The 19,552-nt window shown below is 37.4% G+C and carries 23 protein-coding genes; 18 read left to right on the top strand and 5 right to left on the bottom strand.

Translation table 11 applies throughout. The features are described from left to right. The first annotated feature begins 3 nt into the window (after nucleotides 1-3). The 7 genes from KJS58_RS25830 to KJS58_RS19755 all read left to right on the top strand — a co-directional run bounded on the left by KJS58_RS25830 (nucleotide 4) and on the right by KJS58_RS19755 (nucleotide 3,696). Nucleotides 4-96: a DUF2691 family protein gene (locus KJS58_RS25830; RefSeq protein WP_374705839.1), complete on the top strand. Its 93-nt coding sequence runs from the start codon at nucleotides 4-6 to the stop codon at nucleotides 94-96. Between the two features lie 286 nt (nucleotides 97-382). Beyond that, on the top strand, nucleotides 383-706 hold the full coding sequence (locus KJS58_RS19780; protein WP_160037194.1) for a hypothetical protein: 324 nt from the start codon (nucleotides 383-385) through the stop codon (nucleotides 704-706). 156 nt (nucleotides 707-862) lie between these two features. Continuing rightward, nucleotides 863-1,066, top strand: coding sequence for a hypothetical protein (locus KJS58_RS19775; protein ID WP_160037193.1), 204 nt, complete (start codon nucleotides 863-865; stop codon nucleotides 1,064-1,066). Nucleotides 1,067-1,279: 213 nt separating this feature from the next. After that, nucleotides 1,280-1,489, top strand: a complete 210-nt coding sequence (locus KJS58_RS19770) for a hypothetical protein (protein ID WP_213535140.1) — start codon at nucleotides 1,280-1,282, stop codon at nucleotides 1,487-1,489. 198 nt (nucleotides 1,490-1,687) lie between these two features. Then, nucleotides 1,688-1,963 (top strand): GNAT family N-acetyltransferase, encoded by a 276-nt coding sequence (locus KJS58_RS25545; protein ID WP_306433104.1) that lies wholly within the window; start codon nucleotides 1,688-1,690, stop codon nucleotides 1,961-1,963. Between the two features lie 179 nt (nucleotides 1,964-2,142). After that, complete coding sequence (locus KJS58_RS19760; RefSeq protein ID WP_213535139.1) at nucleotides 2,143-2,628, top strand: hypothetical protein; 486 nt, start codon at nucleotides 2,143-2,145, stop codon at nucleotides 2,626-2,628. 252 nt (nucleotides 2,629-2,880) lie between these two features. Then, nucleotides 2,881-3,696, top strand: a complete 816-nt coding sequence (locus KJS58_RS19755; RefSeq protein WP_213535138.1) for an undecaprenyl-diphosphate phosphatase — start codon at nucleotides 2,881-2,883, stop codon at nucleotides 3,694-3,696. A gap of 133 nt (nucleotides 3,697-3,829) precedes the next feature. Here the strand turns inward: KJS58_RS19755 and KJS58_RS19750 are convergent, their stop codons facing one another. Next, nucleotides 3,830-4,339 (bottom strand): AAA family ATPase, encoded by a 510-nt coding sequence (locus tag KJS58_RS19750; protein ID WP_213535137.1) that lies wholly within the window; start codon nucleotides 4,337-4,339, stop codon nucleotides 3,830-3,832. Nucleotides 4,340-4,556: 217 nt separating this feature from the next. Here KJS58_RS19750 and KJS58_RS19745 point away from each other — a divergent pair, with 217 nt between their 5' ends. The 8 genes from KJS58_RS19745 to KJS58_RS19710 all read left to right on the top strand — a co-directional run bounded on the left by KJS58_RS19745 (nucleotide 4,557) and on the right by KJS58_RS19710 (nucleotide 13,390). Further along, the gene (locus KJS58_RS19745) at nucleotides 4,557-5,816 is read left to right on the top strand and encodes a serine hydrolase domain-containing protein (protein WP_213535136.1); all 1,260 of its coding nucleotides are present in this window, start codon (nucleotides 4,557-4,559) and stop codon (nucleotides 5,814-5,816) included. A gap of 79 nt (nucleotides 5,817-5,895) precedes the next feature. Further along, the gene (locus tag KJS58_RS19740) at nucleotides 5,896-6,369 is read left to right on the top strand and encodes an HIT family protein (RefSeq protein WP_213535135.1); all 474 of its coding nucleotides are present in this window, start codon (nucleotides 5,896-5,898) and stop codon (nucleotides 6,367-6,369) included. Between the two features lie 207 nt (nucleotides 6,370-6,576). Next, nucleotides 6,577-7,071, top strand: a complete 495-nt coding sequence (locus KJS58_RS19735) for a hypothetical protein (protein WP_213535134.1) — start codon at nucleotides 6,577-6,579, stop codon at nucleotides 7,069-7,071. Nucleotides 7,072-7,485: 414 nt separating this feature from the next. Further along, nucleotides 7,486-7,941, top strand: coding sequence for a GNAT family N-acetyltransferase (locus tag KJS58_RS19730; protein WP_213535133.1), 456 nt, complete (start codon nucleotides 7,486-7,488; stop codon nucleotides 7,939-7,941). 180 nt (nucleotides 7,942-8,121) lie between these two features. Beyond that, nucleotides 8,122-8,652 (top strand): phosphotransferase-like protein, encoded by a 531-nt coding sequence (locus tag KJS58_RS19725; protein WP_213535132.1) that lies wholly within the window; start codon nucleotides 8,122-8,124, stop codon nucleotides 8,650-8,652. A 318-nt stretch (nucleotides 8,653-8,970) separates the two neighbouring features. Continuing rightward, a complete protein-coding gene (locus KJS58_RS19720) occupies nucleotides 8,971-9,396 on the top strand; it encodes a DUF3139 domain-containing protein (RefSeq protein ID WP_213535131.1) in 426 nt (141 codons plus the stop codon). A gap of 1,393 nt (nucleotides 9,397-10,789) precedes the next feature. Beyond that, nucleotides 10,790-12,190 carry a group II intron reverse transcriptase/maturase gene (gene ltrA / locus KJS58_RS19715; protein ID WP_213535130.1) on the top strand — a complete coding sequence of 467 codons (1,401 nt, stop codon included), beginning with the start codon at nucleotides 10,790-10,792 and terminating at the stop codon, nucleotides 12,188-12,190. Nucleotides 12,191-12,610: 420 nt separating this feature from the next. After that, nucleotides 12,611-13,390 carry a class I SAM-dependent methyltransferase gene (locus KJS58_RS19710; RefSeq protein ID WP_213535129.1) on the top strand — a complete coding sequence of 260 codons (780 nt, stop codon included), beginning with the start codon at nucleotides 12,611-12,613 and terminating at the stop codon, nucleotides 13,388-13,390. 462 nt (nucleotides 13,391-13,852) lie between these two features. Here KJS58_RS19710 and KJS58_RS19705 read toward each other — a convergent pair whose 3' ends face one another. Then, a complete protein-coding gene (locus tag KJS58_RS19705; RefSeq protein ID WP_213535128.1) occupies nucleotides 13,853-14,071 on the bottom strand; it encodes a hypothetical protein in 219 nt (72 codons plus the stop codon). 152 nt (nucleotides 14,072-14,223) lie between these two features. On the opposite strand from KJS58_RS19705, the gene KJS58_RS19700 reads away from it, so the two are divergent. The 3 genes from KJS58_RS19700 (at nucleotide 14,224) to KJS58_RS19690 (ending at nucleotide 17,228) form a co-directional block, all read left to right on the top strand. Continuing rightward, nucleotides 14,224-15,138 (top strand): phosphotransferase, encoded by a 915-nt coding sequence (locus KJS58_RS19700; RefSeq protein ID WP_213535126.1) that lies wholly within the window; start codon nucleotides 14,224-14,226, stop codon nucleotides 15,136-15,138. A 173-nt stretch (nucleotides 15,139-15,311) separates the two neighbouring features. Beyond that, complete coding sequence (locus tag KJS58_RS19695) at nucleotides 15,312-15,869, top strand: hypothetical protein (protein WP_213535125.1); 558 nt, start codon at nucleotides 15,312-15,314, stop codon at nucleotides 15,867-15,869. A 714-nt stretch (nucleotides 15,870-16,583) separates the two neighbouring features. Continuing rightward, nucleotides 16,584-17,228 carry a DUF2711 family protein gene (locus tag KJS58_RS19690; protein ID WP_213535123.1) on the top strand — a complete coding sequence of 215 codons (645 nt, stop codon included), beginning with the start codon at nucleotides 16,584-16,586 and terminating at the stop codon, nucleotides 17,226-17,228. Between the two features lie 556 nt (nucleotides 17,229-17,784). Here KJS58_RS19690 and KJS58_RS19685 read toward each other — a convergent pair. The 3 genes from KJS58_RS19685 to KJS58_RS19675 all read right to left on the bottom strand — a co-directional run bounded on the left by KJS58_RS19685 (nucleotide 17,785) and on the right by KJS58_RS19675 (nucleotide 19,482). Next, a complete protein-coding gene (locus KJS58_RS19685) occupies nucleotides 17,785-18,027 on the bottom strand; it encodes a hypothetical protein (RefSeq protein WP_213535122.1) in 243 nt (80 codons plus the stop codon). A 313-nt stretch (nucleotides 18,028-18,340) separates the two neighbouring features. Next, on the bottom strand, nucleotides 18,341-19,312 hold the full coding sequence (locus tag KJS58_RS19680; protein WP_213535121.1) for an alpha/beta hydrolase: 972 nt from the start codon (nucleotides 19,310-19,312) through the stop codon (nucleotides 18,341-18,343). Beyond that, on the bottom strand, nucleotides 19,309-19,482 hold the full coding sequence (locus tag KJS58_RS19675) for a hypothetical protein (RefSeq protein ID WP_213535153.1): 174 nt from the start codon (nucleotides 19,480-19,482) through the stop codon (nucleotides 19,309-19,311). The genes KJS58_RS19680 and KJS58_RS19675 overlap by 4 nt, the downstream gene beginning before the upstream one ends. Nucleotides 19,483-19,552: the final 70 nt, after the last annotated feature.

The raw sequence follows: 19,552 nt of genomic DNA, 5'->3' as shown, positions 1-19,552 counted from the left end.
AACCTGATATATCAAAACGCGGTAGAAAAAAGATATGAGAAAGTTAAGTATATAACCAACGAAAATGACACAAGGACAAAGCTCTCCGCATGGTAAAAGCTGTTCTTATTCAATTAATGAGAAAACGATAGTTTAATTAGAAAAAGTAAGCAACCGATCAATAGACCGGTTGCTTTTTCTTTAAGCTCCTGGACAGTTTAGGACCCATATTCACATTGCATGGATTAATAATGAAACCTACAATTTTAATCGTATTTCCATATTTTAACCTATAGTTATAAACAGACGATATGTTAGAATTTACGATTAAGTAAAAATTGGAAGGGAAAATTCATTAGTTCACAATTACAAAAGAAAGTTTAATAAAATAAAGGAGATGCTTATGTTTAAATTAGTAAAGGTTCATTATCAGAGAGATGCGAAAAAAATTTTATTTACATGTTTTATAATATTTTTTTTACTTTATTTGTTTTTCTATAGCTCAAGTATAACTACTATTACAAAGGTAGAAGGTAAGGAAGTTGGGAAATTCAAGAACTATATCACAATTACTAGTGGGAATGGCGAACGAGAAAAAATATCTGTGCCTGAATCTACATATAGTTTGGTAGAGACTAATCAAACTTACTTCATTACGTATTACCATAACTTTATAAGAGGTAATTATATTAAAAATCTCAAAATTACTGAGCCACTTAGAAAATAAATTAAAGAAAAAGTTTGTCGGATGATGGGATCTTCTACATAAATCCGTTGGACTATAAGCGTACGTAAAACTTTAGATAAATAAGATTACAGTCGATTAGGCTGTTCGGGTTAGTATAGGTAGCTGGGAACTGGTATAAACCTAGGAGGTGAATTTGTGAAAGAAGTTATTAAAAATGCTCTATTGGGTTTTGTCGTTTTTGTTATTGGCTTTGCCATTATTTTAGTTCTTACAAGATCCGGTATTGAAGCTGAACTGACATATTATGCTGCTATAGCATACGCTCTTTTATACTTAGCTAGTGTTATATCTGTCTGTACAGTAGTAATTCTAAGAAAAATTACTCAATTAAAAAAATGAACTACTCATTTGAACTAACGAAAAAACGATAGTTCAAGAAGAAAATGTAAGCAACCGATCAATAGACCGGTTGCTTTTTCTTTAAGCTACTCGGCAGGATAATGCAACTATTCAATCACTAAAAGCGTTATACTCAAAGGGCTTAGCTTGTCAAGAACGCCTATATAATTTCGTGTAGGGAGAATAAATAATCTTCGATAGGGAGGAATATCTATGGAGCCGAAAGAAGAAAAATTTCCGAATGATAACAGCATGGAATCAATCGGAAGTTTAACAGGGAATGAAGCGAAAACTTTCTTGAACCTTATATATGCGATTTTGAAAGATAACGAGATCCCGAGCGAAAAATTGATTTCACATGTATTATTAATTTACGAGAAACGAATACCGAAAGTCGTTAAAGCAAGACAGAATAATAATTAATCATTAATTAGCTGAGCATGTGCTTCGGTAGCTTAGCTTTTTGTTAACAGGCGTTGGACTGATTAAACTAACGGAAAAACGATAGTTCAAGAAGAAAAAGTAAGCAACCGATCAATAGACTGGTTGCTTTTCTTTAAGCTATTGGGTGAGGTCGTGTTAAACAAAATAGATTCTATAAACTGGTGTGCGAATATTTGAATCAGAATTCAAGGGACTCAGCATCGTAGAAAAGGCTATAGTAAGGAAGCTATCATTCAAATGCTACGGTATGGATTTAATAGTATAAACTTGCATCGAATTGATTTAACTAGTTTCACTTTTAACCCCCAAGCGATCCATGTGTACGAAAAGATAGGGTTCAAACGAGAATGGGTGCATCGAGATACCTTGTATTTAGATGGAGAGTTTCATGATAAGATCACGATGGCTATTCTCGAAGATGAATTCCGATCATTACACGAGTCGTTAAGCTAATGGAAAAATGTTAGCTCAATATGAAAAGTAATCATCCGCTTATACACAACATCTAAATAATATTGATGTATTGAACTCTTACTTCATATAAAAAGCCGGGGATCTTATCCTCGGCTTTTGGCTTAAATTATCTTTCGAGTACGGTTCGTTGAAAGTTTGGGAGAGAGGTGAATTACTGAATGAAAATCAATAAGTTCTTCCCCCTTATGCTACTCATTGCACTTGCTTTAGGTTTCATACTTGGTAGGTACTTGATGATGAATGGTGAAAATGAGAAGTGGACTCCAGATAAAATTAATCTTTACTATAATCAAAAACAGAGTCAGATGACAAAGTTAGAGCAACCGCAAGCATTTGGTCTGATCCAATCTATAATTGTGTTTGAAAAAGGAGATATGATGTCAGGAGGCAATCCACCATTAAAAGCAGAAGTTGTTAATGAGATGAGAAAATCAGGGGCTGTAGAATATGTCTATGATGAACCCATATCCATACAAATAAATGATGGCGATGAAAAAATAGAAAGAATTAAATTCAATTCCATTCTCTTTCCTATAGATAAAAAATGGGACGGTGCCGCTTATATTCAAACAACCGATTCAACTTATTTGTATATGGTATCAAGACCGAGTTTAGATTTCATACTTCGACATTGGATTGAATGAAAATAGCCCTTATGCTACTCATTAATTTGATCTAATCCCATCTTTAATTGAGTTGGAAAAAGGAAATATGATTAGGATTGTGTCTTTTACTCGTGAAAGGAGTCAAAAATGCTGAATACAGAATATAAAATTTGATTATGATTTTTATCTTTCAAATATGTAAGTTAATTGTAAGTTTGAGTAATGGCACCTTCAAGCGGAGTTTTCTATAATATTACAATATAAGAACGCAAAAGAATTAGGGGGTGTAAAATGGGAGACATAGATATTATTTTCGTACTCAAAATGATCATTATAGGGCTCGCTCAAGGATTTACGGAACCGATACCTGTATCTTCTAGTGGTCATGTAATGATCGCCAGTGAAATTTTAGGATTGGGTGAACAAGGTTTTACCTTTGCAATATTAACAAATACAGCTTCGCTTCTTGCTATCCTTTATTTTTATAGACAAGATATCGTAAGACTTACCCTTAATTCTATTCTTTATTTGAAAACGAGAAACGATCGCTATAAAAATGACTTTCGCTTTGTATGTTTTATAATCATTGGTACGATTCCAGCAGGTGTTCTAGGATTTTTGATAAATGATTATATAACGGAAAATGTTAATATGGTCACGATTGCGATAATGCTTTTTGTCACAGGGGGAGCACTGTGGTTGGTTCGTAATATGAAGGGAATGAAAGGTGAAGGTGATCTCACTTTCAAGGATGCATTCCTTGTTGGTTTAGGACAGGCTGTTGCCTTAACACCAGGGATTAGCCGTTCAGGTGCAACGATTATTTCAGCAATTGCCGTTGGTATGAAACAAGATACTGCACTGCGATTCTCATTTATGTTATATATACCTGTCAGCATCGGTGGAGTAATATTAGGCTTAACCGATTTTTTAAATGAACCGAATAAAGTAGACTTAGCCATTCCATACTTAGCTGCATTTATTACAACACTATTTATGACCTTCTTTGCATTGAAATGGTTTATGGGAATTATGAAAAGTGGAAAATTGATTTATTTTACATATTATTGTTTCATTGTTGGGGTGTTGCTTCTGGTTTTTTTCTAATGGATATTGGTTAACGGAAAAGGTTAGTTGAATAGACAAGAAAAGACGGCAATCATAATGACTGGCTGCCCTTTTTCAGGTGTAACGATGCATCTGTGACATTAGAGGCTATTTCTATGTAGATGTTGTCAACTTAAATAGTCTCTATGCCAGGGTGCGTAATGATTAATTCAAGCTCAGTAGCGACTTGTTCTATTGGTTTCCTGGTATCAATCTCAAAAGTTGCTCCGGAACGTAGGAGTGGCTCGACTGTTTTAAAGTAATTTATTATTTCTTCACGCTGTTCAGTAGTTTTTCCGTAATCATTCGTCTTACGAGTAGCAACACGTTCAAGGATTACTTCCAGTGGAGCACTTAACAGCACGATTGCATTGAATCGCGGATAAAACTTCCATTGATTTGATACAGTGCCAGAAATAAATAGTGCACCTAGGTTATGTTCATTAATTAGCGCATCTATGCGATCCTCACGCCATACTTGACCTAAATCTTCTAATAGTTCGCTCCACCCGTCGTAATCAGTGTCTATCGTTTGATGCCCCCTACGAGCCAGTTCAGCAAGAACCGAAGATTTCCCTGTACCTGACATTCCTGTAACCAAAATAATCGCTTTAGATAATATAGTTGAATTCAAAACGCTCATCGCTCCCATTTTTCTATTTTGAATAGTCTCAATCTAGTAGTTTATTTAAGCCAACGGGGAACGATAGGTAATAAAAATAAGAAGGCAGTCGATCGATGCGATCGGCTGTTTTCTATTAAGTTAACAGAAATTTTATATAAATGTAAAATTATAGATTAACTAAACTTTGGGTGTTATCATTAGAGGGTTAGAAGTGGATTTAGAGGAGTGAGAACTGATGCAAGCAATAGACTCGAAAGTAGAAACATATATCAACAAATATATGGATTTATGGAATTTTTATGGAGTTGTTCAAGTTATCCAAAAAGACAAGGTGCTTTTTGAAAACTCATACGGCTATGCCAATATTGAATTTGGAATGAAGAACGATATGAATTCACGCTTCTCCACCGCTTCCATATCAAAACAGTTTACTGCCTTTGCGATTATGACTCTACATGAAAAGCACATGCTAGACATCGATAAATCCGCACGATTATATCTCCCTAACGATTTGAAGATTGACGATTCGATCACGATACATCATTTACTGTCGCATACTTCTGGGTTATACAATTTTTATAATTTTGAAGATGATTTTTTTGCTGGATACAACAAAACGGATTATTCACGAAACGATTTCTTCCGGCGGTATGTTGATAAGAAGCCTGTTAAACCACCAGGGACGGCGTATGATTACAATAACTCAAATTATAATTTGCTTGCCTGGGTTATTGAACATGTTTCTGGAGAGAAATATGAAGAATATATTCGAAATAACATATTTCTACCTCTGAATATGATGAGTAGCGATGTTGATGATGGATGCAAAACGATTAAGAACAGAGCAAACAACTATGTATATGATTTTGGTGAAATTATTAAATGTCCGTATTATAACGAGAAATTTAGCATCGGCGCAGGCGCCATTATCTCAACGTGCGAAGATTTGTACAAATGGTATGTTTGTTTGCGGGATGGGAAACTCTTGTCGAAGGAAACATACACTCGATTTTTCAACGTGAACAAAAACAACTACTCCTATGGGTTGGAACATCATCATGTTTATGGCACCGATCGATACTCCCATGGAGGAGATCACCTTGGGATAAGTACCTATATTCAGTATTATTTTGATGAAGATATATGTATCATCATTCTTTCAAATAATGAGTCTATTAATCAGTACAAACTGGGCAATGATCTGTCAGATACTCTGCATCATGTTAATGTAGAGGATCCGATAAAACATGAGGAGTTTCCCATTGAGGAAAGCAAGCTTAGAGGGTATTGCGGAACTTACTTGAAAGATAAGATCCAAGTTGAATTGATTAACGGAAAATTATATTTTACGAGATTCGCCGGTAATCTTCATATTGAAATTTATCCCGTTGGCGAAGGATTGTTTGCACGCAGATACTGTGACCAGATCCATCCTTACCGTATTGCCGAGAATGAAGAGGGAAAGATGTCATTTTTCGGGTATATAAAAAATTGAACTCGTATACAAGTAGTTCAGGTTTTATATTTGTGATCGAACTACCGAGAAATGGTAGATGAGGAGTTGAATGAGAAAGATGACAGCATTATTTTCACATAAGCCCGAAGGATACGAATGTCCATTTTGTCGTATTTGGGGTATCGAGCAACCTAATCAAGGGACAAAACAAAGGGATATCATCTATCAAAATGAAAAGGTAACGGCATTTATAGCCAGAAAGTGGTGGCCAAACAATAAAGGACATGTTCTGGTTGTTCCTAATCAACATTTCGAGAACATCTTTGAACTCCCTGCGGATTACGCTGCCGAAATTCACCGCGCGGCTCAGCTTACAGCATTTGCAATGAAAAGTACATATGGATGTGATGGGATTTCTACGCGGCAACATAATGAGCCTGCAGGAAATCAAGACGTGTGGCATTATCATCTCCATGTTTACCCTAGATATGTGAATGATCAACTATATCTGTCAAAGGGTTCTGAGTCCGATCCAGATGAACGTTCTTTCTATGCTGATAAGTTGCGTTCTTGGATACAGGAAAACATATAAGATCTAGGAAGCGCGCATGATGACCCTAGTAGGAGAAACCTGCATTAAGCTCCCTCGAAATGATTTGATTACCTCGGCACAAGTTAACGGGAAACATCAATTCAATATATCAGGGATAATTAAGGTATAAGCTAGTATGGCAAGGTAGTAATGTAATATAGGAGAATTTAGCAAAAAGGAGCTGAAAAATTGCGGTTAAAAATTTGTATGCTGATTTTTTTATTTATCTTGTCCGGATGTAATATAGAAAGTGAAGAAACAAATGTACCACCTGAGAATCTGGAACCTACTAGTATCAAGCTAACACCAATCGATTTGTTCGACGGTGAAGCAGGTAAGTTTAAAAATTTTCTTGGGTCAATGTCTGGTGGTATTAAATTAGAATACGAGGGAAGTAAACCTAATGCTAGCTTGGATATAGACATCTGGGAGAATGGAAAGAAAGTAGATACCGCAGGATCGATAGGGGATTTATTTTATAGTTTGGATGAGCAAAAGAGGAGTAACGAAGTAGAAATAATCATATCGATTGATACAGTGAACTTTGAGGGACAAAATGAATACAGCATAATAAAAGTTAATAAAGTTCGGAATTCTGGTTCAAGTCTATCTACCGTTACTCTTCCTTGGAACAAAGAGTTAACCTTACGGGGGTGCTGCAGCATACTGAACCCCACTCCTTTTCTGTGGAGCTACCTGTAAATGTTTTTGGAATGCAGGCTACCAGATCAAACCAAATATCTACTGCAGATCTCTCAGAGGAATCATTAGCAGAAACGGAGTGGGCTTTAGTGTTTACTTTACGATTTGAAGATTAACTGCTGGCTCAAGCTTTGAACTAAAGGAAACTTTAGATCAATAAATGGTCGATTAACTGTTTGGTTAGAGTATAGGTACGAACTGGCCGAAGAACCGTTCACCTTTCTAGCGTGAGTAATATGTTTTATCGTTAAGAATGGATGAATCTAAATAGTACATATGGAGGTAATTAAGTTTGAATACTCACTACTATCTCAGTTGGTTTAATGATTTTTTTCAAAGAAACTAGTCCAATGTTTACATGAGGATATACAAGACAGAAAATTATAGAAATTCAATTTAGAATTGGAGGTATATATGGAATTTATAACAGCAACTGTGGAGCATCTTCCTGCAATTGTTCGGTTATTAGCGGACGATAAATTAGGTGCTAGCCGAGAACGTTATGAAAAACCACTGCCAAAAGAATACTTTCTGGCGTTCGCAAAGATTGAACAACAGATAGGTAATTCCATAATCGTTGCTATGGATCAGGACGAAGTTGTAGGTTGCCTTCAGCTTACTATTATTCCCGGGATTTCAAGATTAGGTGCAACAAGAGGCCAAATTGAGGGTGTTCGTATTGACAAGGATTATCGAGGCAAAGGTGTGGGTGAGTCTCTATTTCGTTATGCAATTAATGAGGCTAAAATAATGGGTTGTGAGATGATTCAACTGACAACAGATAAAAAACGTAAAGATGCCCATAGGTTCTATGAACGACTTGGATTTGTTGCTGGTCATGATGGTATGAAGCTTATACTCAGTAAATAGTGCATTCATCTAACGGGAAACGTAAGTTTAATAATAACAAGTAAGCAGCCGCTCAAACGACCGGTTGCTTTTTCTTTAAGCTAATGTTCAGGATAGTTCAATTATAATTGTTTTCTCAATCCTATTTATAGAATGAAACTGTTAAAGTGTATTTATATTGAACGAATAGGGGAACAAGAGATGAACAAAGGAAAAATCGTGTTTTTGAATGGAGTAACCAGTTCAGGAAAAACATCTATAGTAGATGCTATTCAGTTAAAATCGGATGAGTTTTTTTATGTTGTTGCAAACGATCTTTTTGAAAATACAATTGGCGAAAACTATCTACGAGAAGATTATTGGAAATATCTAAGTGATGCAATAATTATGATGTATCATACCGCCAAACTATTTTCTGACCATGGTAAAAATGTGCTTATCGATGGTATTTTGGTAGAAAGACCTGAGTTAAAACCGCATTATGAAAAAGTTAAAGACATATATGCGGGTTACCCCTTTTATATGGTGGAAGTGTTTTGTCCTTTGGAGATCTGTCGCCAAAGAAATATGGAACGTGGAGATAGAACTGAAGATCAATCAGACTGGCAAAACAAAATTATGGCAAAAGATATACAGTACGACTGTACTGTCAACACACACATAAATTCTCCAGAAGAATGTGCAGATTCGATTCTTAATTGTTTGAGTTTGATTGTTAGGTCTGAAGGTTAATCGCATTACGTTAAATGTAAACGAAAGGCAGAATTGTCCCAATGTATGGTAGTATGTTGGTGGTGAAGGATATTAAGACCATATTTAAGCCTTTGGAGAATAAAAAATGAATGCGGAGCTTGGAAGCGCTCATATCCTTAATTAGAACAGAAGCAAATGGACTCTTATACGAAAATAAATTAATTAGGGGTACCGTCAGGAAAATGCGGGTTTACAACGTTAAGTATTTGATACGAGGTCTTATGAGACATAATGAAACCATAATTTAGTAGTCTTTGTGTATGTACCGATAGACTGAAAGAAGGAAGTGTAATAGGTTTGTTAACCAAAAAAAGTGTTTTACGTATCATTTCATGTATTATTCTCATAGGAATCATAGGAATATTCTTGTTTATCTTTGTTACATTATATCTTATTAATAATGGAAATCCTTATCATAAGTATCTAGTTAATAAGTATATTCCAGCTCATTTGGAGCAATTGGGATATACGGATGAAGACATAGTAGACCAACACATGATCGCGCCAAAACATGGGGTCAATCACAGTGTCTATCATGAGCATTATATGGTGATTTTTAAGGATGAACCTCAATCAGAATATTTATATGGTTTAACAAAAAAGGGAAAAAACGTTGTGCAATTCTGTGAGAAAAGAAAGAGAAATTATTATGAAGAGGATACAATTGAGAAAACCAATCATAGTGAAAGTAAATGTATGGGATATTTAGACAACAGAAATTGAATTTTTATTTAACTAATGGGGGCATTTGCCTGTTCTTTATATGATTAATAACTTTAATTTATGGCATTAATTATACTGATCCGAACAAACTGTGAGACTTTTTGTGAATCCGCATTTTCCTGACGGTACCCCAATTAGAGCAGTGAATAAATAGGTGTATAAGACCTTTAAAAATGAATTAACATAATGAGTTTATTGGACAGACAGAACACGATTAATATGGAGCAATAAAACCAAGTAAGAAGCCGCTTTTCATGTACAGAGTTATCTTTAATAGAATGTATAATTAACATAGGTTGATCAATTTTGTGTAATGACCTTTTTGTAGTTTTTTGTAATCTAGTCTACTCTTGAATGCTACTTAAGGGTATTTTACTATAGCCTAATAAATATTTACTTTCCTCCTCTGGTCTTACCTCAAACAGCGACTACGTATACTTCATGAAATATTTTGCGATTCCTACATACTATGTAGCCCTATCTTTTGTGACTAAACACCTGGAAGACCAATTATATAAGTCAAAGTTTTTTGTTCATTACTACACCCTTTTTTTATTCTGAAATGAATCAATTTCATAATACCTTTAGCTTCTTTAATCAGGACTATATAGAGATATTCCCATGGAGGAGATCACCTTGGGATAACTATATTCCGTATTATTTGATGTAGATATATGTACCATCATTCTTTCAAATAATGAGTCTATTAATCAGTACAATAGCTTAATACGAATAATCGATGAAATACAATCTTATGGCTTTAGGCTTAGCCATGTAGTTGAAAATAGTGGGGTCCATTTTGATCACTTTCATAGTATATATCACTGAAAAAAGTATGGTGAAGTAAGGTTAAACACACTAGAACGAGGTTCAATTTATAATTTCGTTAAGTCATTTCATTAAACTAATGTAGAAGCGTGAGTTCAATAAAAGGGAGCAGATTGCCAGTTGGCAAGTGCTCCCTTTTAGTGTGCGCCCGGCATGGGCGATAACTCGGCGGTGAAAGTCCGCTACAGGCTTGGCAGTAGGAACTGTTAGCCAAGGGCAAGGGTGTCCGCCGCGAGGCGGAATCTGAAGGAAGCCGGAGGCAAACCCTCGGTCTGACGAACAGAAATCACATACAAGGCATGGTGGGACGGACGAGCTTGCACTACAAAGCGAAGTCCAATACTGCCCGAATCCTATCATGTAAATGTGGCAGATAGATGAGGGGAAAGTTATCGCTCTTACCCGGGGAGATCTCACAGACGTGAAGTAGGAAAAAAAATCCGAAAGACGGAGTAAAGCTTGCTGTGAGAAGTCAGCAGAAGCCATAGTACCGAGAAGTTTTTTTTTTCGGGAAGGGCCGAACAATCGTAAGTCTTGAGTATAAACAGGAAGGAGAGTCGATGCAATGAAAGCAGAATACCGAAAGGGCTGCCCGCAAAGGGATAGCGTGGAACGCAAAGAGTATGTGGGAGCGCGGAGTGTCGACATTCGGGAATGTGAAGAAAGGGACGGTGCAACAGACCTGCTGGAGCAGATACTGGACAGAGACAATCTGAACAGAGCCTACAAGCAGGTCAAACGCAACCATGGAGCGCCAGGGATCGACGGGATGACCGTAGAAGATGCTCTGCCATGGCTGCAGGAACATAAAGATGAGCTCTTGCAAAGTATCCGGGAAGGCAGGTACAAGCCAAGCCCCGTACGGCGCAAAGAAATTCCCAAACCAGATGGAAGTGGAGTACGGAAGCTGGGCATACCCACGGTAGTGGACCGAGTAATCCAGCAGGCGATTGCCCAGCAGTTGCAGCCACTGTTTGAGCCGCTCTTTTCGGAGGGAAGCTACGGCTACCGCCCAGGGCGGAGTGCACAGCAAGCCATTCGCAAGGTAAAAGAGTATGCGCAGCAGGGCTACGGCTACGCGGTAGAAATTGACCTATCCAAATACTTTGACACGCTGAACCATGAGCTACTGATGAACCTTTTGCGCAAACAAATCGGGGATAAGCGCGTAACCGATTTGATTAAGAAATATCTGAAGAGTGGAGTCATGGAGAACGGGGTGCAATGCAAAACGGAGGAAGGCGCTCCGCAGGGAGGCCCCTTATCGCCGTTACTTGCAAACATCTACCTGAACGAATTCGACCAGGAGATGAACGGCCGGGGAGTGAAGGTCCTCCGCTATGCAGATGACATCGTAGTGCTAGCTAAAAGCAAACGGGCAGCAATGCGTCTCTTGGAATCCTGCCGGAAATACCTGGAGAACAAGCTGAGACTGCAAATGAATATGCAGAAAAGCAAGGTAGTCAGTGTAATGGCCCGGAAGCACTTTAAATTTCTTGGCTTTACTTTGGGAAAGAACAGAAGTGGCGTGTATATTCGAGTACATGGTCAGTCCCTCACAAAAGCAAAGAAGAAGTTGAAAGAACTAACGAGCCGAAGTCAGGGCAGGAACGTTCGCCAAGTCATGGAGAAAGTGAAGATCTACATTCGCGGATGGATTGGCTACTATTATGCAGCTGATATGAAACGGATATTGCAAAGCTGGAGTGAATGGCTGCGGAGGCGACTTCGTATGTACATCTGGAAGCAATGGAAGAAACCGAGAACAAAGGTACAAAACCTACGCAGACTGGGGATACCGGAGGGGAAGGCGTACCAATGGGGAAACTCCCGTCTTGGGTACTGGCGCATCGCCAGAAGCCCGGTGCTGTCTTGTTCCATAACAAACGAAAAGCTCGCACAGGCAGGATATTATGACTTTCCTGCGCAGTACGAGCGTCTACGTAAAATGCACTTATGCGGTTGAACCGCCGTATACCGAACGGTACGTACGGTGGTGTGAGAGGTCGGCTACTCCTCTAATGGGTAGCCTCCTACTCGATTATGCTAACGGGCAGTACAACGTATACGTCCATAAGCCACTTCTTAGGTAGTCTGGTGGTGTTAGGATGAAGAGTTATATCATTTTAGTAGTTCTTGGGGTTAGAAGTGCCGTATGTACATCCGTCGCACGAATATGAATTGTCTGTTATCGATATGCGTTCCAGTTATTGCCAAAAATTTCTTTGTATATTATATTCATTTTATCCTACTAAGAAAGCGAGTGATTATGGTGAGAACAATTCAATTCGTTGACGAAGCAGTTATTTTTGAGGTGCGGAAGGGGTAATCGTTAAAACTATCTCCTTCCGTGCAATAAACCAAAACCACGGAGGGTAAAAATTATATGTCTTTTAGTTATTACGGTGAACTTTGCACGGAGGTTTATGATCTGACCAAGCAAATTGGGCATTCCTTTAATGGTGATATTGAATATTATCAAGAAAGACTTAAACATTGTGAGGAACGAGTTTTAGAAGCAATGGTGGGTTCTGGTCGTGTCATCATTCCGCTTCTTAAATCAGGTCTTCTTGTCGACGGAGTAGACTACTCTTCAGTGATGTTGGATTCATGCCGACAACGTTGTGAGGCTCATTGTCTTAAAACCAATTTGTATCAAGCTGACTTAAAGGAACTTGCATTGCCTAGCAAATATGAAGCAATCATTATTCCTGGGGGATCATTCTTGTTGATTGAACAACGGGCTGAAGCAAAGGAAGTCTTAAAACGACTGTACGATCATCTGGAATTAGGTGGGCGTCTTATACTAGACCTACATTTACCAAGCAATAATTACAACAGTTCTGATAATGGAAGCTGGAACGGATCATCGACATTTCATTTACCCAATGGTGACATTATTACTATGGAAGGTAAGTGTGTCGAAGCTGATTTATTCTTTAACCAATGCAGAGTAGACCATATCAAGTATGAAAAGTGGCGTAACGGAAAACTCATCCAAACTGAATTACAACGTTTTGCTAAGCGGTGGTACGGAGTTGAAGAATTTAAGTTCATTCTAGAAAGTATCGGTTTTACCGGTGTAACTGTATCAGCTGATTATGAGTTTGGGAAGATACCCACCAATGGAAATCAAACTTTCGTTTATGAAGCTACAAGATCATAATTAACTAACATGCCACAAGCCACTCTATTGTTTGGAGTGGCTTGTTTTATATGGTGATGTAGATTTTGTAATCAGAATAAACTCTGTGTTTATATACATTACAGCGAACCGTAGCATTTCATGGAAATTCTTTATGAGTATTAAGTGTAGTTAATCAAACAGCGATGATTAACACGGTTTAAATCCGCCTTAATAAAACTGCGATGATCTTCGAACTATACTTGGAAAATCACTCCTTAAATTGGCAGTTTGTCTTTCGCTGATAAGGCTTTCTGCAGCATAGTCGAGTCCTGCAACGATTAGATAGCATAGACACCCGGATAATTACCATAGATATGTACATTAAAATATTTATTGTTCAATTCTAGTTCCTTGTTGGTCTCACTTTAGTGTCAATTTATTGCTTAAGCATGTTTTTTAAACTAAAAAAGGACCCCAAATTTGGGGTTTGTTATTCTTCATTTACTTCTCACCAGTTACAGGGTTCACAAGATGTTCTCCTGTATCTGGGTCAATGATAAATGGTGTTTCAGTGTAGACATCATTATATACTTTCTCTGCTTCTTGTTTAGGTAAATCTACTAGATAATTAATGGTTTTTCCTGAGTTGGCCCATGCAATAGAGGCTGTTGCTCCAAAAAGAAGTATTAATGAAGTTACTACAAGCAATCTTTTTCTCATCGTTTCAAGCTCCTCCTTACTAGGATCGTATCATACTATAAATTACTATCAGTAAACTGTAATAATACCTTTTAAGACCCTAATTAACAAACCAATTTATGGTAATATATCAGGTGAGTAGATTATCTATTTTGGCGATGGAGTCGATAAATATGGGAAGTTCGAATCAATGGGATGCAGAATGGGAAGTATCAGAAGAATTAGCTCATAAATTAATAAGCAGTCAGTTCCCGCAGTTAGCTTCAAAAAGCGTACAAAAACTAGGTCATGGCTGGGATAACACTGTTTATCTTGTCGGGAACGAATATGTATTTCGCTTTCCAAGAAGAGAAGTTGCAATTAATTCTTTAAGGATGGAAGGAAAAATACTACCTAAGCTTAAAGATTATTTTTCCATTGCATACTCGATACCGTTATTTTTTGGGGTAGGGGATTATGGTTATCCAGCACCCTTCCTAGGCTACCCCTATTTACCCGGAGAGTTTCCAATCGGATTAAATGACAAGCAACGTGCGTTATCAGCAACAACGCTCGCGCAATTTTTAAAAAGCTTACATGCATTCCCTGTGCAAATTGCCCAAGAAAATGGAGTTCAACATGACCATAGAAATCTGACTGATATTGCGATGCGTAAGGAAAAGATGCATAAATTTCTTTCCTACATTGCCCTTCATTTTAGAGAAGAAGAGTATCGTGCATTATCGAATTATTTAGAACAGCTTAGAATTGAAAAAGTGAAGCAAAAGTACGTATTCCTACATGGTGACCTTCATTTTAAAAATATGCTAGTAGATGAGAGTGGAAGAGTTTCAGGGATTATCGACTGGGGAGATATCAATATAGGACATCCTGCTTGTGACTTGAATATTGTGTATAGCTTTTTACCCCCGAATGCGCGTTCAAATTTTTTCGAAGAATATGGGGAAGTTGATGAAGAAACGAAGATATTAGCTCGATTAATTGCCATATATATTCCCATTTTAATAATGATGCAGGCAATTGATGATAATGATGATAGATTAGTTGATGAAGCAAAAGCGAACATAAAACGTGCTCTCGCTGATTAAGAAATGTCATTCCGCTAACGAAAAAACGTTAGTCGAACACAGCAGGGAGCAGCTTGCCAGTTGGCAACTGCTCCCTTTTAGTTATGCAAACCGGCAGATTAGCAGAACATTCATTTGATTTTAGCGTTCAATATATAGTGTTAATAACGTCGTTTCAATGAAGGTGGATACTTATGAAAAAAGTGATTTCTTTGTTGGGTTTGAGTTTATTCCTCTTATTATCTGGTTGTATAGATAACGGATACAAATCAATTGAGGCAACTATACGAAGTGAAGGAATTCAAAATGAACAGATTTTGTATAAGGAAGAACTGAATAATAGCATTATTTTGATTTATGAAAATCCTAATGGAGGGGCAGATGCTGGAATTGTTTATAAAGTCGGGAACAAATATAAATGGAGCTTTGGAGGAGGCGTGTCGTTCCTTTCTAATGAAACAGATGTTACTTGGAGTTGGGTTAACATTAATACAAAGGAAGAGGAAAAGCAGTATCAGTTTTACATTGGAATAGTAAAAGAACAGTCGATTTCTAAACTCCATATCAAAAATTTAGGAATGAGTCAAAATATTGATAAATATGCTGAAATAGTCGAACTAAGTGATGGAACTAAACTATGGTTTGCATTACAAGACAAATACAGTAACGATCAACCTGGATTTATCTTGAATGGTTTTGATAAAGACGGTAAAAGTATATTTCATTATGAAGCTGAGCAATCCATTAATTAAGCTATCGAAGAAGATAGCTCAATTAACCGCCCCTTCCATTAAGCTAACGAGAAACGATAGTCGAACACAGCAGGGAGCAGCTTGCCAGTTGGCAGTTCCCCCCTTATAGTTATGTAAATCGGAAGTTACAGGGGATTTCTGGCAGGAAGTCATATTTCTTTTTCACAGCATCATCAAAGTGAAAAACCGATATAAGATGTAAGAGAAAACGAATGTCTAAACAAACGATACAAGAGATAATTTTCGATCACTATTCCATGTTCGAAATCCGTTAGCCACATATAAAACAATCATAGAAAAGAGAATTATTAAGATATTTCTCCAAAACATCAAATTTAAAAGTACAGTTAAGGCAGCAAAACACCATATAACTGTAAACCATAATGGATACTTCAATAAATATTTTCTAAGCATGCGCTCCTCCTGAAAGTCCCCAATGTAATTATTGACCTATACTATTCGTCACTGCTTGATAAATACCTTTATAATAGTACTAACGTTAGTTCAAGAAGGAAAAGTAAGCAACCGATCAATAGACCGGTTGCTTTTTCTTTAAGCTACTGGGCAGGATTGCTTAGGTTTAGCAATGTTATATAGTTGTGAAGTGTGGGGAAGTTGGTGCTTTAATGAGTGAAACAAGAGTGTTACCTGAATCTCATAAATATGTTTGTGCACCCGAAGATGCTCCTATAAAGGATTTTTACAAGGGAATATATGATGAAGTATTTGTTTTTTTTTCATCCATTCATAAAACCAATATCAATTAGCTGCGATTTATTTGAGCCTGGGACGTATCCGGGTAAAAATGACTTTATAGAAAAGTGCGAAATGATTACTTGGAAACAGTTTTTATCATTATCAGAAACCGAAAGTTACAACAAGTTAGACATTGGATTAAGAACCCGAATCATGGGATTGAAAAAACAATTTGCAAACGAAGAGACCTCAAAAAGAATTCAAGACACTTGTGAGAAGCTACAGTTAATCGAACCAATGGAAGGTTTATTTCCAGAGTTTCTAATGAATAAGGTGCTTTTGTCAATAAAACAAGAAGGACATGACTGGATATGGTCTGGTGATGAATTTTGCACAGAGCGAAAGTTAGAATATATTGATGATTTAATCAAAGATAACACAGCTTTTAGAAATCAACGCTTGAATCTATTTACCCACGAAAATGAAATTTTACTTACAACCCATTGGGATAGCCACTTTTCAATACTTTGTTCAGATAAAAATACAATCAATAAATTGTTGAGTTTGCTGATTTGGAAGTTTTTTTCTGCAACGATAAAACTGAAATTTATTGGAGTTTACAAACACATCATTAAGCTAACTGAAAAAACGATAGCACCATGATAACAGGCTGCCGGATCTTCTGCAGCCAGTTCGGCTAACCGGCAGGATAGTGGAATCAGAATATTTGAAAATAATATACAGTTAGCCTTCTGTCTAACATCAGTTATTCGGGACATCTGTGGTGATGCCATTAACGTTTGTCAACTCACTGAAAGGAATGCTTTACGTCTTCTACAACATAAGGAGCAAGGTGCTGATGATGATTCTAAAAGGGAAAAGGAAGAAACTCCGGAAACCCACTCAAGGGTTTTCGGAGTTTCTTTTTTTAAGTCAATCCTGTGAAGGTTGAACATCCCCGGGCCACCTCGAGAGTAGCGGACGATTCCGATGTTGTCTAAATCTACCTTGTTGTAAAAAATGCTATTCTTGTCTTTATTCTGTTCCAAATATAAGCCAGAGTCATGTCGGTAGATTTGCCGGATTGAGTCATTTTATGGTTACCCAGCACTATGAATACCCACGATGCCTCATGTTCGAAGGAATACAGCCGGATATCTAGATGCTTGGACCCCGGTATTTTACCAGAACCACAACTGGATAGGATTTGCTATTTTCTTCAAGATCGGCCGGGTAGTAGATATGGAACTTTTTTAACCTCACTTGAATTCTTCACTGTAGAATGTTTCATTTCATACTTGCCCATGGCCTGATATGTTGTTTCGATTTTGCCTCCGGCCAATACCTTTTCCACATATTCTTTTGGCACGACAGGACTTAAGTTGATTACAAAAGCAAAATTACAAGAGAAACAACAAGAAAAAGCAAAACTATTCCAATCACTTTGAATACCGTTATCCACCACCTTTTCGTTTTCACTTTTTCATCCTCCTACACTTGTTAATCAAATTCTCGCTATTTTGAAAACTTCACTAAGGACAAGTCGATGTAAATTGTCCCCATATGTTATGCCATTTTGTTTTTACGACAACATCACCATTTCCCGCCAGAAATGTCCCCAATACCCTAGCATGTTATCTGCATCCTTCGGAGGGAAGTTGAGTTTAAGATATAAGCATCATCTTCTCGTCAGCATTCTTTGTGAAGAATGCGTCTTTCCGCAAGTCTGTACCCGAAAGAGAAGGATCATCTCGTAGAGGTAGTATTTAATTTTTTTATTCGCTTCCCAAATACCTTTCCAGATACTCATTCAACTTTTCTATATATTTTGCATAAAGCTTATTGTCATTTTGTAGACCGTGTCCCGAATGGGGAAACTCGATATAATCATAAGGAACATTGTTTTCCTCCAATGCATTAATCAGATGTTTTACTGTTCCGAATGGAGCTACCCTATCATATTTTCCATGGGCAACGAGCGTTGGTACAGAATTTTCATCAATCCACATATACGGTGAAATACCTTTGACTGCTTCATCATAGCTTGCTGTTCCTATCATATCTGTTGTAATGGTGTTGCCAGACATTATGCTGAATAAGTTCGCTGCTGCCTCTGGATTCTGATCCAAACCATAGGGAGTCCAGTCCTCTGGATGAAAGCTCGGTGGACCAACCATCTCAAAGACCATTTTAACTGGAATAGGAGAGGTGTCTGCATCACGGTAAGCATACAATAGTGCCAGAGTCCCGCCCGCCGAGCCACCGGAAATAGCCATTCTATCGAGATTGTAGCCTAACTTTCCCGCTTCCGCTTTTACAACAGGAATACTGTTTTTGATTTCCTGGGACATGTTATACACACTGGCTTCAGGGTTATTCTCATCACGTACCGTGTAATTAATACCTGCGGCAACATAACCTTTTGAACAGAGCCATTTCAGCATATCTGCGTCACCGCTTTTGTCACCGGTTGTAAAACCTCCCGCATGGAGATATACCACAAGACCATAGGTTTCCTTTGTATTATCTGCTGGAACATATAGATCAAATTTGTTCTGCTCCTTTTCGCCGTATGCGATATCTGTGTATACATGACCAACGGAGTCATTCCAATTCACCTTCATTTCCCCAGACAGTGGATTGTATGTCAGTTTAATGAGTGCCGAAGCAGTAAAAACAACAAAGAAAGCAATTACATAAATAAATCCCCACAATACTTTTTTCCTGCCTTTTTCTTTATTTTTCATAGGAAATTACCTCCGAACAGTGTACCGCCGAGCATAAAATTTAAAACTGCCCGCACTGCAAGCCGGCCCAAAACAGCTGCTATGATGATAACTACAATTAGAATGAAGATGCGTTTTTGTATGAGTGTCATCTGCTTAATTCCTTTCCCCTTAATTTTTAGAACATCCATTTTGACAAAATTAATGTAACAGATGTATCTTTTTTTGTGTAATCAAATGTATCAAAGGTTGATAATAGGA

Origin of the sequence: Paenibacillus sp. J45TS6 (genome assembly GCF_018403285.1) — a bacterium.
GTDB lineage: Bacteria > Bacillota > Bacilli > Paenibacillales > Paenibacillaceae > Paenibacillus.
The sequence above is the reverse complement of the archived record's forward strand: the minus strand, read 5'-3'. Positions and strand labels throughout refer to the sequence as shown.